General features: G+C 75.5%; 1 protein-coding gene (cut by a window edge). It reads left to right on the forward strand.

What is annotated here, in order from left to right:
* Positions 1–18,609 carry the 5' portion of a type I polyketide synthase gene (locus tag GA0070606_RS29195; RefSeq protein ID WP_091108353.1) on the forward strand. Its footprint extends 11,202 nt past the window's final position, so the window shows 18,609 of its 29,811 coding nt (coding positions 1–18,609); its start codon is at positions 1–3; its stop codon lies off the right edge, out of view.

Raw genomic sequence — 18,609 nt, forward strand, 5'->3', positions numbered from 1 at the left:
ATGTCTACGTCCGCAGACAAGGTCGTCGAGGCGCTTCGCGCCTCGCTCAAGGAGACGGGCCGCCTCCGTCAGCTCAACCAGCAGTTGACCGCTGCCGCCCGGGAGCCCATCGCGATCGTCGCGATGTCCTGCCGCTACCCGGGCGGCGTGGCCAGCCCCGAGCAGCTCTGGGACCTGGTGGCCTCCGGCGGCGACGCCATCGGCGGCTTCCCGACCGACCGGGGCTGGGACCTGGACAACCTGTACGACCCGGACGCCGACCGGGCCGGGCACTCCACCACCCGCGAGGGCGGCTTCCTCTACGACGCGGCCGACTTCGACGCCGAGTTCTTCGGCATCTCGCCGCGCGAGGCCGTGGCGATGGACCCGCAGCAGCGGCTGTTGCTGGAGACGTCGTGGGAGGCGTTCGAGCAGGCCCGGATCGCACCCTCGTCCATGCGCGGGCAGAAGGTCGGCGTCTTCGTCGGGACCGCCGCCAACGGCTACGGCGTGGGCCCGCAGACCGAGGTCGAGGGCACCGACGAGGGCTACCTGCTGACCGGCACGGCCACCAGCATCGTCTCGGGGCGGATCGCGTACGCCCTCGGCCTGGAGGGCCCCGCCGTCACGGTCGACACCGCCTGCTCGTCGTCGCTGGTCGCCCTGCACCTGGCCTGCCAGGCGCTGCGGCAGGGCGACTTCGACCTGGCCCTGGCCGGCGGCGTCTGCGTGATGGCCACCCCCGCCCCGTTCGTGGGCTTCTCCCGGCAGCGAGGGCTCGCCCCCGACGGCCGGTGCAAGTCGTTCGCCGCCGCCGCCGACGGCACCGGCTGGTCCGAGGGCGTCGGCATCCTGCTGGTGGAGCGGCTGTCGGACGCCCAGCGCAAGGGGCACCCCGTCCTCGCCGTGATCGCCGGCAGCGCCGTCAACCAGGACGGCGCGTCCAACGGCCTCACCGCCCCCAACGGGCCGGCCCAGCAGCGGGTCATCCGGCAGGCCCTCGCGAACGCCCGGCTGACCACGGCCGACGTGGACGCCGTCGAGGCGCACGGCACCGGCACCGTCCTCGGCGACCCCATCGAGGCGCAGGCGCTGCTGGCCACGTACGGGCGGGACCGGCCCGCCGACCGGCCGCTGCTGCTCGGCTCGATCAAGTCGAACATCGGTCACAGCCAGTCTGCCGCGGGCGTGGCCGGCGTGATCAAGATGGTGATGGCGATGCGGCACGGGCTCGTGCCGTCCACCCTGCACGTCGACGAGCCGACGCCGAAGGTGGACTGGTCGGCCGGCGAGGTGTCGCTGGTGACCGAGGCGACGCCGTGGCCGGTCACCGACCGTCCCCGCCGGGCGGCGGTGTCGTCGTTCGGCATCTCCGGCACGAACGCGCACACCATCCTGGAGGAGCCACCCGCCCCCGACGCCGACGAGCCCGCCGACTCCGGTCCGGCCCCCGCCCTGCCGGCGGCGCCCGTGCTGCTGTCGGCCCGCTCCGAGGCCGCCCTCAGCGCGCAGGCGGGTCGCTGGGCCCGGTGGCTGGACGCCGACGAGACCCTCCGCACGGTGGACGTCGGCTGGTCGTCGGTGGTGTCGCGTTCCGCGCTGGAACACCGCGCGGTGCTCACCGCCACCGACCGGGGGGAACTGCTGGCCGGGCTGCGCGCCCTCGCCGCCGGCCAGCCGTCCGGCGCGGTCGTCGCCGGCCAGTCGGCCGACCGGGGCCCGCTCGCCGTGCTCTTCTCCGGTCAGGGCGCGCAGCGCGCCGGCATGGGCCGCGAGCTGTACGCCGAGTTCCCCGTCTTCGCCGCCGCCCTCGACGAGGTCTGCGCGCAGCTGGACCCGCTGCTGCCGCGCCCGCTGAAGGAGGTGCTGTTCGCTCCCGAGGGTTCCGCCGAGGCGGAGCTGCTGGACCAGACCGTGTTCACCCAGGCCGGCCTGTTCGCCGTCGAGGTGGCGCTGTTCCGGCTGGTCGAGTCGTACGGCGTGGTGCCGGACTTCGTGGGCGGCCACTCCATCGGCGAGATCGCCGCCGCGCACGTGGCCGGGGTGCTGTCCCTGGCCGACGCGGCGGCGCTGGTGGCGGCGCGGGGCCGGCTGATGCAGGCCCTGCCGGCCGGGGGCGGGATGCTGGCCGTCGCGGCGGCCGAGGCCGACGTCCTCGCCACGCTCGACGGGCTCGCCGACGTGGGGATCGCGGCCGTCAACGGGCCCACCTCGGTGGTGGTCTCCGGTGCCGTCGACGCGCTCGACGAGGTGGAGCGGGTCTGGCGCGACCGGGGCGTGCGCACGCGCCGGCTCACGGTGAGTCACGCGTTCCACAGCCCGCTGATGGAGCCGATGCTCGCCGAGTTCCGCACCGTCCTCGACGGGCTGGAGTTCTCCGCGCCGTCGCTGCCGCTCGTGTCGAACGTGACCGGGGCGCTCGCCGACCCCGACGAGATCCGCACCGCCGACTACTGGGTGCGCCACGTGCGCGAGGCCGTCCGGTACGCCGACGGGGTCGCCGCGCTGCGCGCCGCCGGCGTGGACGCGTTCCTGGAGATCGGTCCGCGCAGCGTACTGACTGCCATGACCCGCGACGCGCTGAGCCGGCAGGAGGCGGCCGACGACGACACCCCGGTGATCGCCGTGCCTGCTCTGCGTGCCGACCGTCCCGAGGCGCGGGCCCTGCTCGCCGCCCTCTCCGAGCTGCACGTCAACGGCGTGCCCGTCGACTGGCCGGCCCTCTACGCCGGTGCCGGCGCGACCCCGGTCGCCCTGCCCACGTACGCGTTCCAGCGGCAGCGCTACTGGCCCGAGCAGATGCCGGTCCCGGTCACCGGTCCGGTCAGCCCGGACGTGGTGGACGTCGAGTTCTGGTCAGCGGTGGAACGCTCCGACGTGGCGGCCCTCGCCGCGCAGCTCGGCGCCGACGGCGCGGCCCTGGACGTCCTGGCCCCGGCCCTGCCGGTCCTGTCGTCCTGGCGCAAGGCGCGGCTGCGGGACGCCGTCGTCGACGGCTGGTCGTACCGGGTGGTGTGGAAGCGGACCGCCGCCCCCGCACCGGTCTCCCCGTCGGGCCGCTGGCTGCTCGTGGAGCCGGCCGACGACGCCCCCACCACCGACTGGGCCGAGGCGCTCGCGGGGGCGTTGGCCGCCGCCGGCGGCGCGGTGTCCCGGCTGGCGGTGGACCCCCTCGCCGAGCGCGACCAGGTGACGTCACGGGTGGCCGAGGCCGTGGGGGACACCCCGCTCACGGGGATCGTCTCCCTGTTGGGCCTGCTGGACCGGCCGCACCCCGACCACCCGGCGGTGCCGCTCGGCACGGCCGTCACGATGACGCTGGTGCAGGCCCTGCACGCCGCCGACGTCGCGGCGCCCCTGTGGACGGTCACCCGGGGCGCGGTCGGCACCGGCGACGCCGACCCGGTGCGCAGCGTCGCGCAGGGCGGTTTGTGGGGCCTGGCCCGGGTCGCCGGGCTGGAACACCCGCAGCTCTGGGGCGGTCTGGTCGACCTGCCGGACGGACCCGACCGCAGCGACTGGGACCACCTGGTGGGCGTCCTGACCGGCGGCGGCCACGAGGACCAGGTCGCCGTCCGGCCCTCGGGCGTGTTCGTGCGGCGGCTGGTGCGCGCCACGCCGGCCGCCGTGGGCACCGTCGAGCGCTGGCAGCCGTCGGGCACCGTCCTCATCACCGGCGGCACCGGGGCGCTCGGCGCCCACGTGGCCCGCTGGGCGGCCGGCAACGGCGCGGCGCACGTCGTGCTGACCAGCCGCCGGGGCGAGCGCGCCCCCGGGGCGGCCGAGCTGCGCGACGAACTGACCGGGCTCGGCGCCCGGGTGACCCTGGTCGCCGCCGACATGGCCGACCGCGCCCGCGTCGAGGCGCTGCTGCGCGACGTCGACGCCGACCCGGCGCCGCTGACCGCGGTGGTGCACGCCGCCGGGGTGGGCCAGCTGAACATGCTTGCCGACACCGACCTCGCCGGGCTGGCCGGGGTGCTGGACGGCAAGATCGCCGGTGCGGTGCACCTGGACGAGCTGCTGGGCGACCGGGCGCTCGACGCGTTCGTGCTGTTCTCCTCCATCGCCGGCATCTGGGGCAGCGGCGGACAGGCCGCGTACGCCGCCGGCAACGCCTTCCTCGACGCCCTCGCCGAGCGGCGCCGCGCCCGTGGCCTGGCCGCCACCGCCGTGGCCTGGGGACCCTGGGCCGAGGGCGGCATGGCCAGCGGCGAGGGGCAGGAACTGCTGGCCCGCCGCGGCCTCAGCCTGATGTCGCCGGCCCAGGCCGTGTACGCGCTGCGCAGCGCCGTCGGCCGGGCCGTGCCGTCGGTGACCGTGGCGGACGTCGACTGGTCCCTGTTCACCCCGGCGTTCGCCGCCGCCCGCGCCCGCCCCCTGCTCGACGACATCGCCGAGGCGCGCGACGCCCTGCGCGTGGTCGACGCCGAACCGGAGGACACCGCCGGCGGCGGGCTGCGCCAGCACCTGCTGACGCTGCCCCGCGCCGAGCAGGACCGCCACCTGACCGACCTCGTACACACGCACACCGCCGCCGTGCTCGGCCACTCCGGCACCGAGCTGGTCAAGGCCAACCGGGCGTTCAAGGAACTGGGCTTCGACTCGCTGACCGCCGTCGAGCTGCGCAACCGGCTCGGCTCCGCCACCGGGCTCACCCTGCCCACCACCCTGGTCTTCGACTACCCGAACCCGGCGGCCCTCGCCGACCACCTGGCGGCGACGCTGCGCCTGCACGAGGTCGAGACCGTCACCACCTGGGGCCCCGCCGGGCCGGTGGACGACGACCCGATCGTCATCGTCGGCATGAGCTGCCGCTACCCGGGCGGCGTGGCCAACCCGGACGACCTGTGGAACCTGGTCGCCACCGGGCGCGACGGCATCACCGGCTTCCCCGACGACCGCAACTGGGACATGGGCCGGCTGCTGGCCGTCGACGCCGACGGGCGACCCGTCTCGCACACCCGCGAGGGCGGCTTCGTCGACGGCGCCACCACGTTCGACCCCGGCTTCTTCGGCATCTCGCCGCGCGAGGCCGTCGCCATGGACCCGCAGCAGCGCCTGCTGCTGGAGGCGTCCTGGGAGGCCATGGAGCAGGCCGGCATCGACCCGGACGAGCTGCGCGGCAGCCGTACCGGCGTCTTCGTCGGCGCCTCCCCGTCGGGCTACGGCACCACCGACACCCCGGCCGAGCTGGCCGGCTACCAGCTCACCGGTGGCGCGCACAGCGTCATCTCCGGGCGGGTGTCGTACACCTTCGGGCTGGAGGGTCCGGCGGTGACGGTCGACACCGCCTGCTCGTCGTCGCTGGTGGCGGTGCACCTGGCCGCCCAGGCCCTGCGCGGCGGCGAGTGCGACCTGGCGCTGGCCGGCGGCGTCACCGTCATGGTGACCCCCGGTGCCTTCGTCGAGTTCTCCCGCCAGGGCGGCCTCGCCCCGGACGGGCGCTGCAAGTCCTTCGCCGCCGACGCCGACGGCACCGGCTGGTCCGAGGGCGTCGGCGTGCTGCTGGTCCAGCGGCTCTCCGACGCCCGGCGGCAGGGCCGCCAGGTGCTCGCCGTGATCGCCGGCAGCGCCGTCAACCAGGACGGCGCGTCCAACGGCCTCACCGCCCCGAACGGGCCGGCCCAGCAACGGGTCATCCGCCAGGCCCTCGCGAACGCCCGGCTGACCACGGCCGACGTGGACGCCGTCGAGGCGCACGGCACGGGAACGACGCTCGGCGACCCGATCGAGGCGCAGGCCCTGCTGGCCACCTACGGCCAGGGCCGCCCCGCCGACCGGCCGCTGCTGCTCGGCTCGATCAAGTCGAACATCGGCCACAGTCAGGCCGCGGCCGGCGTCGCCGGCATGATCAAGATGGTGCAGGCGATGCGGTACGGCCTGCTCCCGCAGACCCTGCACCTCGACGAGCCGACCCCCCACGTGGACTGGTCCGCCGGCGCGGTGTCCCTGCTGGCCGAGGCGCGCCCCTGGCCGGCGGTGGACCGGCCGCGCCGGGCCGCCGTGTCGTCGTTCGGCATCAGCGGTACGAACGTCCACCTGATCCTGGAGCAGCCGCCCGCGCCGACCGACGCGGACGAGCCGGAAACCGGCGACGAGCCTTCCCGGGCACCGGCCGTGCTGCCGGTGCTGCTCTCGGCCCGCGACGCGGCCGGGCTGTCGGCGCAGGCCGGCCGCTGGGCGCAGTGGCTCGGTGGCGCCGGAACCGCGCGCCCGCTCGACGTGGCGTGGTCGTCGGTGGCGTCGCGCTCGGCGCTGGAGCACCGGGCCGTCGTGTCCGGGGCGAGCCGGGAAGAGCTGCTGGCGGGCCTCGAAGCCGTGGCGGCGGGCGAGCCCTCGGTTGGCGTGGTCAGCGGCCCAGGCGGTCAGCGCGGCCAACTCGCGCTGCTGTTCTCGGGTCAGGGTGCGCAGCGTGCCGGCATGGGTCGGGAGTTGTACGCCGGGTTCCCGGTGTTCGCGGCGGCGTTGGACGAGGTGTGTGCGCAGCTCGATCCGCTGCTGCCGCGTCCGTTGCGGGAGGTGCTGTTCGCCGAGCCGGGCACCCCGGAGGCGGAGCTGCTGGACCAGACCGTGTTCACGCAGGCCGGGCTGTTCGCGGTCGAGGTGGCGCTGTTCCGTCTCGTGGAGTCGTTCGGCATCGTGCCGGACATGCTGGCCGGTCACTCGATCGGCGAGGTCACGGCCGCGCATGTAGCCGGGGTGCTGTCCCTGGCGGACGCGTGTCAGCTCGTGGCCGCGCGGGGTCGGTTGATGCAGGCGCTGCCGGCCGGTGGCGGGATGCTGGCGGTGGCGGCGGACGAGGCTTCAGTGGTGGAGTCTCTGGCCGGGCTGACCGACCGGGTGGGCGTCGCGGCGGTCAACGGGCCCACCGCCGTGGTGGTGTCGGGTGCCGTGGAGGCGCTGGACGAGGTGGAGCGGCTCTGGCGGGACCGGGGTACCCGCACCCGTCGGCTGACCGTGAGCCACGCGTTCCACAGTCCGTTGATGGAGCCGATGCTCGACGAGTTCCGGGCGGTCCTGTCCGGGCTGACCTTCGACGCGCCGTTGCTGCCGGTGGTGTCGAACGTGACGGGGGCGCTGGCCGGCGACGAGATCCGCACGGCCGACTACTGGGTACGCCACGTGCGGGAGGCCGTGCGCTTCGCCGACGGGATCACCGCCCTGAAGGCCACCGGGGTCGACACGTTCCTGGAGATCGGGCCGCAGAGCGTCCTGACCGCGTTGGCCGCCGACGTGCTGCCCGACGACGACGGCGTGCTGGCCGTCGCCGCGCAGCGGCGGGACCGGCCCGAGACGCAGGCGCTGCTGCACGCCCTCGCCGAGCTGCACGTGCACGGCGTGCCGGTGACCTGGCGGCAGTGGTTCGCCGACAGCGGGGCGCGGCGGGTGGACCTGCCCACGTACGCCTTCCACCGGGAGCGGTACTGGCTGCCGCCGGCCGGCCAGTCCGCCGACGTCTCCGGGGCGGGCCTCGGCGTGGCGCGGCACCCGCTGCTCGGCGCGGCGGTGTCGGTCGCCGGCGAGGACATGGTGGTGCTGACCGGCCGGCTGTCGGTGTCGACCCACCCGTGGCTCGCCGACCACGTCGTCTCCGGCGCCGTGGTCGTGCCGGGTACCGCGCTGGTGGACCTCGTCGTCCGGGCGGGCGACGAGGTCGGCGCGTCCCGCGTGCGTGAGCTGACCGTGCTCGCCCCGCTCGTGCTGCCCGCCACCGGCGGTGGGGTACGGGTCCAGGTCCGGGTCGGTCCCGTCGACGGGACCGGCAGCCGCTCGGTGACCGTGCACTCCCAGCCCGAGGACGACCCGGAGTCGGGCTGGACCCGGCACGCCGACGGCCTCGTCGGCACCCCCACGGTCGACGAGCCCACGGTGGGCGCCTGGCCGCCGCCGGGAGCGTCCGAGGTGGACGTCACCGGCTGGTACGCGACGGTCGCCGAGCACGGCCTGGCGTACGGACCGGTCTTCCGGGGCCTGCGCCGGGCGTGGGCCGCCGACGGCGAGGTGTTCGCCGAGGTCGCCCTCCCCGACGAGGTCATGGGCGACCCGGCGGGCTTCGGGGTGCACCCGGCGCTGCTGGACGCCGCCCTGCACCCCGTCGGGCTGCTGCCCGCCGACGAGTCGGGCGGCGGCCCCCGGGTGCCGTTCGCGTTCGAGGGGGTGCAGGTCCACGCGGTCGGGGCCCGGACGCTCCGGGTCCGCCTCACCGCCACCGGCAACTCCGTGCGGCTGGTCGCCGTCGACGAGACCGGTGTGCCGGTGGTGTCGGTGGACTCGCTGACGTTACGCGAGATGACCGGTCTGGCGGCCGCCCCGGACGAGGCGTACCGCTCCCTGTTCGAGGTCTCCTGGCAGCCCGAGCAGATCACCGCGCCCGACGGCGTGTACGGCTGGGTCGTGCTCGGCGACCGCCCGCTCGACGGCGCCCCGCAGCTTCCGGCGTACGCCGACGTCGCGGCCGTGACCACGGCCGTGACGGACGCGACCGCCCCGGCGGCCCTGCTGCTGCCCGTCGCCTCGGCCGCCTCCGGGTCGGACGTGCCCGGCGCGGTGCGCTCGGTCTCGGCGGACGTCCTCGGCACGGTGCAGGCGTGGCTGGCCGCCGACCCCCTCGCCGACGCGCGGCTGGTCGTGGTGACCCGCGGCGCGGTGGCCACCGGCGCCGACGACCGCGTCACCGACCTGGCGGGCGCCGCGGTCTGGGGCCTGCTGCGCTCGGCCCAGTCGGAACACCCCGGCCGGATCGTGCTGGCCGACCTGGAACCCGGCGTCGACCTGGACGCCGACCTGCTGGGCCTGCTCGCCGCCGCCGCCGACGACCCCACCCTCGGCGGGCAGCTCGCGGTACGGGCGGGCACGGCGTACCTGCCGCGGCTGGTCCGCGCCACCGGCGGCGCGCGCACCCCCGCGACCCTGGGCCGGGGGACCGTCCTCGTCACCGGCGGCACCGGCTCGCTCGGCGCCCTGGTGTCCGAACGCCTCGTCACCGCCTACGGCGTGCGCTCGCTGGTGCTGGCGTCCCGCCAGGGCCCGGCGGCCCCCGGCGCCGACGAACTGGTGCGGCGGCTGGCCGCGCTGGGCGCGACCGCCCGGGTGGTCGCCACGGACGTGACCGACCGCGAGCGCGTCAGCGAGCTGGTCCGGGCGATCACCGCCGAGGACCGCCTGGCCGGGGTGGTCCACACCGCCGGCGTCCTCGACGACGGCATCGTCAGCGGGATCACCGCCGAGCGGCTGGCGGACGTGCTGGCCCCGAAGGTCACGGCGGGCTGGTGGCTGCACGAGGCGACCGCCGAGCTGGACCTCGACCTGTTCGTGCTCTTCTCCTCCGTCGCCGGGGTGCTCGGCTCTCCCGGCCAGGCCGCCTACGCGGCCGGCAACGCCTTCCTGGACGCCCTCGCCGTGCTGCGGGCGCAGCGCGGGCTGCCCGCCGTCAGTCTCGCCTGGGGCATGTGGGACACCGACGGCATGGCCGCGTCGATCAACGACGCCGACCGGGCGCGGGTGACCCGGGCCGGCCTGGTCCCGATGACCGCCCCCGTCGGGCTCGGGCTGTGGGACGCCGCCCTCACCCACGGCGGCGCGGCCCTGGTGCCGGCCGTGGTCGACCTGCCCGCCATGCGGGCGCAGACCGCCGCGGGCCGGGTGCCGGTGATGCTGCGGGCCCTCGTCGGGTCGGCCGCGAAGCGCCGCCGCTCCGGCACCGGCGCGTGGGCCGACCGGCTGGCCGGACTCGACCCGCAGGAGGCGCGCACGCAGGTGGCCCTGCTGGTGCGCGGGATGATCGCGCAGGTCCTCGGCCACGGCGGCGCCGAGGCGGTGCCGGCGGACCGGGCGTTCCGGGAGCTGGGCTTCGACTCGCTGACCGCCGTCGAACTGCGCAACCGGATCAACGGCGCGACCGGGCTGCGGCTCACGTCGACGCTCGTCTTCGACTACCCGACCCCCGGCGCCCTGTCGGAGCACCTGTTCGAGCAGCTCTCCGGCCAGGTCGCCGAGCAGCAGCAGGCCGTACGGGCGACCACCGTCGACGAGCCGATCGCCATCGTGGGCATGGCCTGCCGTTACCCGGGCGGCGTGACGAACCCGCAGCAGCTGTGGGACCTGGTCGCCGCCGGTGCCGACGGCATCGGCGAGTTCCCCACCGACCGGGGCTGGGACCTCGACCGGCTCTTCCACCCCGACCCGGACAACCCCGGCACGTCGTACACCCGCCACGGTGGCTTCCTGTACGGGGCCGCCGAGTTCGACCCGGACTTCTTCGGCATCTCGCCGCGCGAGGCGATCGCGATGGACCCGCAGCAGCGCCTGCTGCTGGAGACCTCGTGGGAGACGTTCGAGTCCGCCGGCCTCGACCCGCAGCGGTTGCGCGGCAGCCGGACCGGCGTCTTCGCCGGGCTCATGTACCACGACTACGCCTCCGGAGTGCAGGACCTGCCCGAGGGCGTGGGCGGTTACCTCGGCACCGGCACCTCCGGCAGCGTGCTGTCCGGCCGGGTGGCGTACACGTTCGGCCTCGAAGGCCCGGCGGTCACGGTGGACACGGCGTGTTCGTCGTCGCTGGTGGCGCTGCACCTGGCGGTGCAGGCGCTGCGGTCCGGTGAGTGCGATCTGGCGCTGGCCGGTGGTGTGACGGTGATGGCGACGCCGGGGACGTTCATCGAGTTCTCGCGTCAGCGGGGTCTGTCGGCCGACGGCCGGTGCAGGTCGTTCGCCGCGTCGGCGGACGGCACGGGTTGGTCCGAGGGCGTGGGTGTGTTGCTGGTGCAGCGGCTGTCGGACGCGCAGCGCGAGGGCCGGCGGATCTACGCCGTCGTGCGGGGCACTGCGGTGAACCAGGACGGCGCGTCGAACGGTCTGACCGCCCCGAACGGCCCGTCGCAGCAGCGCGTGATCCGGCAGGCCCTGGCGAACGCGCGGCTGACGCCGGCGGACGTGGACGCGGTCGAGGCGCACGGCACGGGCACGACGCTGGGCGACCCGATCGAGGCGCAGGCGCTGCTGGCCACGTACGGGCAGGAGCGTCCGCAGGACCGGCCGCTGTGGCTGGGCTCGATCAAGTCGAACATCGGCCACACCCAGGCCGCCGCCGGGGTGGCCGGCATCATCAAGATGATCATGGCGATGCGCAACGGACTGCTGCCGTCGACGCTGCACGTCGACGAGCCGTCCCCGCACATCGAGTGGAGCGCCGGGGCGGTCACCCTGCTCACCGAGGCGCGCGACTGGCCCGTGGCGGGCCGGCCCCGCCGGGCGGCGATCTCGTCCTTCGGCGTCAGCGGCACCAACGCGCACGTGATCATCGAGCAGCCGCCCGCCGAGGCGGGACCGGCCCGGGGCGAGGGCGCGCCGACGCGCGCCGACGAAACCGTCGCCGGGTCGCTGCCGACGCCCGTGCTGCTGTCGGCCCGGTCCGAGGCCTCCGTCGCGGCGCAGGCGGACCGCTGGGCCCGCTGGATCGCCGGCGACGAGGCGCTGCGCCCCGCCGACGTCGGCTGGTCGTCGACCGTCAGCCGGGCAGTGCTGGAGCACCGCGCGGTGGTCACCGCGACGGGCCGGGACGAACTGCTGGCCGGGCTGCGTGCCCTCGCCGCCGGTGAGCCGGCCGCCGCCGTGGTCACGGGCACCGGCACGACGCGTACGCAGCTGGCCGTGCTCTTCTCCGGTCAGGGTGCGCAGCGTGCGGGCATGGGTCGGGAGTTGTACGCCGGGTTCCCGGTGTTCGCGGCGGCGTTGGACGAGGTGTGTGCGCAGCTGGATCCGTTGCTGCCGCGTGCGTTGCGGGAGGTGCTGTTCGCTGTCGAGGGTTCCGTCGAGGCGGCGCTGTTGGACCAGACCGTGTTCACCCAGGCCGGGTTGTTCGCGGTCGAGGTGGCGTTGTTCCGTCTGGTGGAGTCGTTCGGGGTCGTTCCGGACATGCTGGCCGGTCATTCGATCGGTGAGGTGACGGCCGCGCATGTGGCGGGCGTGTTGTCCCTGGCGGACGCGTGTGCGCTGGTGGCGGCGCGTGGTCGGTTGATGCAGGCGCTGCCGGCCGGTGGCGGGATGTTGGCCGTCGCGGCGACCGAGGCCGACGTGGCAGCCACGCTGGACGGGCTGGCCGAGGTGGGGATCGCGGCCGTGAACGGGCCGGCCGCAGTGGTGGTGTCGGGTGCCGTGGAGGCGCTGGACGAGGTGGAGCGGGTCTGGCGGGAGCGAGGCACCCGTACGCGCCGGTTGACCGTGAGCCACGCGTTCCACAGTCCGTTGATGGAGCCGATGCTGGCCGAGTTCCGTGCGGTCCTGGAGGGGTTGGCGTTCTCCGCGCCGCTGCTGCCGGTCGTGTCGAACGTGACCGGTGCGCTGGCCGACGCCGACGAGATCCGCACGGTCGACTACTGGGTACGCCACGTGCGCGAGGCGGTGCGGTACGCCGACGGGATCACCGCCCTGCGCGAGGCGGGCGTCGACACGTTCCTGGAGATCGGGCCGCAGAGCGTCCTGACCGCGCTGAACGCCGACCTGCTCGCCGACGACGCGCTCGCGGTGGCCGTCCAGCGCCGGGACCGTCCCGCCCCGCAGGCGCTGCTGCACACGCTCGCCGAACTGCACGTGCACGGCGTAGCGGTGACCTGGACGCAGTGGTTCACCGACACCGGCGCGCGGCGGGTCGACCTGCCGACGTACGCCTTCCAGCACCAGCGGTACTGGCTCGGCGCCGGGCAGGCGCGTACCGCCGACGTCTCCGGCGCCGGCCTCGGCGTTGCCGGGCATCCGCTGCTCGGCGCGGCGGTCACCGTCGCCGGCGCGGACATGGTGGTGCTGACCGGCCGGCTGTCCCTCGCCACCCACGCGTGGCTCGCCGACCACGTCGTCTCCGGCGCGGTGATCGTGCCCGGCACCGCTCTGGTGGAGCTGGCCGTGCGTGCGGGCGACGAGGTGGGGGCGTCGCGGGTGCGGGAGCTGACCGTGGCCACGCCGCTGGTCCTGCCGCCGGTCGGGGCGGTGCGGGTACAGGTGCGCGTCGGCGCGGCCGACGAGGCCGGCACCCGGGTCGTGGCGGTGCACTCGCAGTCCGAGGGCGACCCGGAGGCCGAGTGGGTCCACCACGCCGAGGGCGTGCTGGAGCCGGCGTCGGCCGACGAGCCGGGCGTGGGGGAGTGGCCCCCGGCTGGCGCGTCCGAGGTGGACGTCACGGGCTGGTATCCGACGCTGGCCGAGCACGGCCTGGCGTACGGGCCGGTGTTCCAGGGGCTGCGCCGGATCTGGACCGCCGGCGACGAGGTGTACGCCGAGGTGGCGTTGCCGGACGAGGCGGCGACGGAGGCGGCGCGCTTCGGCGTGCACCCGGCGCTGCTGGACGCCGCCCTGCACCCGATCGGGCTGCTGGCCGGTGCGGAGGGTTCGGGCGGGGCGCGGGTGCCGTTCGCGTTCGAGGGCGTGCAGGTGCACGCCTCGGGCGCGCGGGTGCTGCGGGCGCGGCTGTCGCGTACGGGCTCGGCGGTGCGCCTGGTCGCGTACGACGAGTCGGGTGCGGCCGTGGTGTCGGTCGACTCCCTCGCCCTGCGCGAGCTGACCGGCGTGGCCGCGGCGGGCGCGGCGGCCCGCTCGCTGTTCGAACTCACCTGGCAGGCCGAGGAGTTCGGCGCCGCCGGGGACCTCTCCGGATGGGCGCTGGTCGGCTCGCCGGCAACCGCCGACCTGCCGGCGTACGGCGACGTCGAGGCGCTCGTCGCGGCGGTCGACGCCGGCCGGACGGTCGCACCGAAGGCGCTGCTGCTGCCGCTCGACGCGCCCGAGACCGCCGTCCCCGACGCGGTACGCGCGGCGACCACGGCCGTGCTGGCGACCGTCCGGTCCTGGCTGGCGGCCGACGTGCTCGCGGAGTCGCGGCTGGTGGTGGTGACCCGGGGCGCGGTGTCCGTCGGTGACGACGACCGGGTGTCCGATCTGGGCGGTGCGGCGGTGTGGGGTCTGCTGCGTTCGGCGCAGTCGGAGCACCCGGGCCGCATCGTCCTCGCGGATGTCGACGGCGACGTGGATGCCGGGACGTTGGCCGCGCTGGCGGCGGTGACCGACGAGCCGTTGACGCACGGTGGTCAGCTCGCGGTGCGTGCGGGTGGGGTGTTCGTGCCGCGTCTGGTGCGCGCGGTCGCCCCGGCGTCGGTGGAGACGCCGGTGGTGGGTGACGGTGCGGTGCTGGTGACCGGCGGTACGGGCGCGCTCGGGGCGTTGGTCGCGGAGCACCTGGTGTCGGTGCACGGCGTGCGGTCGCTGGTGCTGGTGTCGCGGCGCGGCCCGGAGGCCGCGGGTGCCGGCGATCTGTCGGAGCGGCTGTCGGCCCTGGGCGCGTCGGTGCGGGTGGTCGCCTGCGACGTGACGGACCGGGGCCAGGTCGGCGCGCTGGTGGCCGAGGTCACCGCCGGGGGTCGTCTGGCGGGTGTGGTGCACACGGCCGGTGTCCTGGACGACGGAATCGTGGAAGGGCTGACGGCCGAGCGTCTGGCGGCGGTGTTGGCGCCGAAGGTGTCGGCGGGTTGGCTGTTGCACGAGGCGACGGCTTCGCTGGATCTCGACCTGTTCGTGGTGTTCTCGTCGGTGGCGGGTGTGCTGGGTTCGCCGGGGCAGTCGGCGTACGCGGCGGGTAACGCGTTCCTGGACGGGTTGGCGGTGTGGCGTCGGCAGCTCGGGTTGCCGGCGGTCAGCCTGGCGTGGGGCATGTGGGACACCGCCGGTATGGCGGCGTCTCTCGAGGAGGCGGACCGGGCGCGGTCGGCGCGGGCGGGCCTGACGCCGATGAGCGCCGAGACCGGGCTGGAGCTGTTCGACGCCGCGCTGATGACGGACCGGTCGGCGTTGGTGCCGGCCGTGATCGACGTACCGGCGATGCGGGCAGCGCTCGGCGCCGGCCCGGTGCCGGCCGTGCTGCGTACCCTCATCGGCTCGACGGCGTCCAGGCGGCGGGCCGCGCGGGGCGGCGACTGGGCCAACCAGCTCGCGGGCCTGGCGCCCGACGAGGCCCGCGCCCACATCGACGTGCTGGTGCGCGGCCTGGTGGCGCAGGTGTTGGGGCACGGTGGCGCGGAGTCGGTGCCGGCGGACCGGGCGTTCCGGGAGTTGGGCTTCGACTCGCTGACGGCGGTGGACCTGCGTAACCGGTTGAACGCGGCGACGGGGCTGCGGTTGGCCTCGACGCTGGTCTTCGACTACCCGACCCCGGCCGTGCTCGTCGACCACCTCCACGAGCAGGTCTCCGGTCAGATCACCGCCCGGCAGACGGCGGTGCGCACCGCCGACACCGACGAGCCGATCGCCATCGTCGGCATGGCCTGCCGCTACCCCGGCGGCGTCGAGTCTCCCGACCAGCTGTGGGCGCTGCTTGCCGGCGGTGGCGACGGGATCTCCGAGTTCCCCACCGATCGCGGCTGGGACCTGGAGTCGCTGTTCGACCCGGACCCGGAGCACAGCGGTACGTCGTACACGCGCCACGGTGGTTTCCTGTACGGGGCGGCCGAATTCGACCCGGCCTTCTTCGGGATCTCGCCGCGTGAGGCCCTGGCGATGGATCCGCAGCAGCGGTTGCTGCTGGAGGCGTCGTGGGAGTCGTTCGAGTCGGCAGGGCTGGACCCGCAGCGGCTGCGGGGCAGCCGGACGGGCGTCTTCGCCGGGGTCATGTACCACGACTACGCCTCCCGGCTGATGGACCTGCCGCCGGACGCCGAGGGCTTCGTCGGCACCGGTACGTCGGGCAGCGTGCTGTCCGGGCGGGTCGCCTACACGTTCGGGCTCGAAGGCCCGGCGGTCACCGTCGACACGGCGTGTTCTTCGTCGCTGGTGGCGCTGCATCTCGCCGCGCAGGCGTTGCGGTCTGGTGAGTGCGATCTGGCGTTGGCCGGTGGTGTGACCGTGATGGCGACGCCGGGGACCTTCATCGAGTTCTCGCGTCAGCGTGGCCTGTCGCAGGACGGCCGGTGCAAGTCGTTCGCGGCGTCTGCCGACGGGACCGGCTGGTCCGAGGGCGTCGGCGTGCTCCTCGTGGAGCGGCTGTCGGACGCGCAGCGCAACGGGCACCGCGTGCTGGCGGTGGTGCGGGGCACGGCGGTGAACCAGGACGGCGCGTCGAACGGTCTGACCGCCCCGAACGGCCCGTCGCAGCAGCGCGTGATCCACCAGGCCCTGGCGAACGCCCGCCTCACCCCGGCGGACGTGGACGCCGTGGAGGCGCACGGCACGGGCACCACCCTCGGTGACCCGATCGAGGCGCAGGCGTTGCTGGCCACGTACGGGCAGGAGCGTCCCGTCGACCGTCCGCTGTTGTTGGGGTCGGTGAAGTCGAACATCGGACACACGCAGGCCGCCGCCGGCGTGGCCGGTGTGATCAAGATGGTCATGGCGATGCGGCACGGCCTCGTCCCGCCGACCCTGCACGTGGACGAGCCCTCCCCACACGTCGACTGGACCGCCGGGGCGGTCGCCCTCGCCACCGAGCCCACCCCGTGGCCGGTCGTGGATCGGCCGCGTCGGGCGGCGGTGTCGTCGTTCGGGATCTCCGGCACGAACGCGCACGTGATCATCGAGCAGCCGCCGGCCGAGACGATCGAGGGTGAGATCGTCGTCCGTGAGGTGCCGCCGGTGGTGCCGGTGCTGCTGTCGGCCCGCTCCGACGCGGCACTGGCCGGCCAGGCGGGCCGGTGGGCGCGCTGGCTGGGCGTCGACGAGGCCGCGCGTCCGTTGGACGTCGCCTGGTCCTCGGTGACCACCCGGCCCGCCCTGGAGCACCGTGCGGTGGTCACCGCCGCCGACCGGGACGACCTGGTCACGGCGCTGACCGCCCTCGCCGACGGCGACCCCACCGGTACGGTCGTCTCCGGCTCCGCCGGTCAGCGCGGCCAGCTCGCCCTGCTGTTCTCGGGTCAGGGCGCGCAGCGTGCCGGCATGGGCCGGGACCTGTACGCCGGGTTCCCGGCCTTCGCCGCCGCGCTGGACGAGGTGTGCGCGCACCTGGATGCGTTGTTGCCGCGCCCGCTGCTGGAGGTGTTGTTCGCGTCGGCGGGCAGTACCGAGGCGGAGCTGTTGGACCAGACCGTGTTCACGCAGGCCGGGCTGTTCGCGGTCGAGGTGGCGCTGTTCCGTCTCGTGGAGTCGTTCGGAATCGTCCCCGACATGCTGGCCGGTCACTCGATCGGCGAGGTGACCGCCGCGCATGTCGCCGGGGTGCTGTCCCTGGCCGACGCGTGCCAGTTGGTGGCGGCGCGGGGTCGGCTGATGCAGGCGCTGCCGGCCGGTGGCGGGATGCTGGCCGTTGCCGCCGACGAGGCCGCGGTGGCGGAGTCTCTCACCGGGCTGACCGACCGCGTCGGCATTGCGGCCGTCAACGGGCCGGCCGCCGTGGTGATCTCCGGTGCCGTCGACGCGCTCGACGAGGTGGAGCGGGTCTGGCGCGACCGGGGCGTGCGCACGCGCCGGCTCACGGTCAGCCACGCGTTCCACAGTCCGCTGATGGAGCCGATGCTGGCCGAGTTCCGGGCGGTCCTGGAGGGGTTGGCGTTCTCCGCGCCGCTGCTGCCGGTCGTGTCGAACGTGACCGGTGCCCTGGCCGGCGACGAGATCGGCACCCCGGAGTACTGGGTGCGGCACGTGCGCGAGGCGGTGCGTTACGCCGACGGGATCACCGCCCTGCGCGAGGCGGGCGTCGACACGTTCCTGGAGATCGGGCCGCAGAGCGTCCTGACCGCGATGGCCGCCGACGTGCTGCCCGACGACGACGCCGTGCTGGCCGTCGCCGTGCAGCGGCGGGACCGGCCCGAGACGCAGGCGCTGCTGCACGCCCTCGCCGAGCTGCACGTGCACGGGGTTCCCGTGACGTGGCGGCAGTGGTTCGCCGACACCGGCGCGCGGCGGGTGGACCTGCCCACGTACGCCTTCCAGCACCAGCGCTACTGGCCCGCCGCCAACCGGACGCGTACGGGCGACGTGTCCGGGGCCGGGCTCGGCCGCACCGGGCACCCGCTGCTCGGCGCGACCGTGGACCTGGCCGGCGACGACGAGATGGTGCTGACGGGCCGACTCTCCCTGGCCACGCACCCGTGGCTGGCCGACCACACGGTCTCCGGGCTGACGCTGGTCCCGGGCACCGCCCTGGTCGAGCTGGCCGTGCGGGCCGGCGACGAGGTGGGCCTCTCCCGGCTGCGGGAGCTGACCATGGCCGCCCCGCTGGCCCTCCCCGGAACGGGAGGCGTGCGGATCCAGGTGCGGGTGTCCACGTCGGAGTCGCCGCAGCGTCTGGTCGCCGTCTACTCCCGCCCCGACGACGACCCCGAGGCGGGCTGGACCCGGCACGCGGAGGGCGTGCTGGAGTCGTCCACCGCCGACGAGCCCGACCCGATCACCTGGCCCCCGGCCGGCGCGGCCGAGGTGGACCTGGCGAGCTGGTATCCGACGCTGGCGGAACACGGCCTGACGTACGGGCCGGCCTTCCGAGGGCTCCGGCGTGCCTGGACCAGCGGCGCCGAGGTGTACGCCGAGGTGGTCCTCCCGGACGACGCCGCGACGGAGGCCGCCGGATTCGGCGTGCACCCGGCGCTGCTGGACGCCGCCCTGCACCCGATCGGGCTGCTGCCGGGTGGCGAGGAGTCGGGCGGGCCACGGGTG

It is taken from the genome of Micromonospora citrea (assembly GCF_900090315.1).
In the GTDB taxonomy this organism is placed as follows: Bacteria; Actinomycetota; Actinomycetes; order Mycobacteriales; family Micromonosporaceae; genus Micromonospora; species Micromonospora citrea.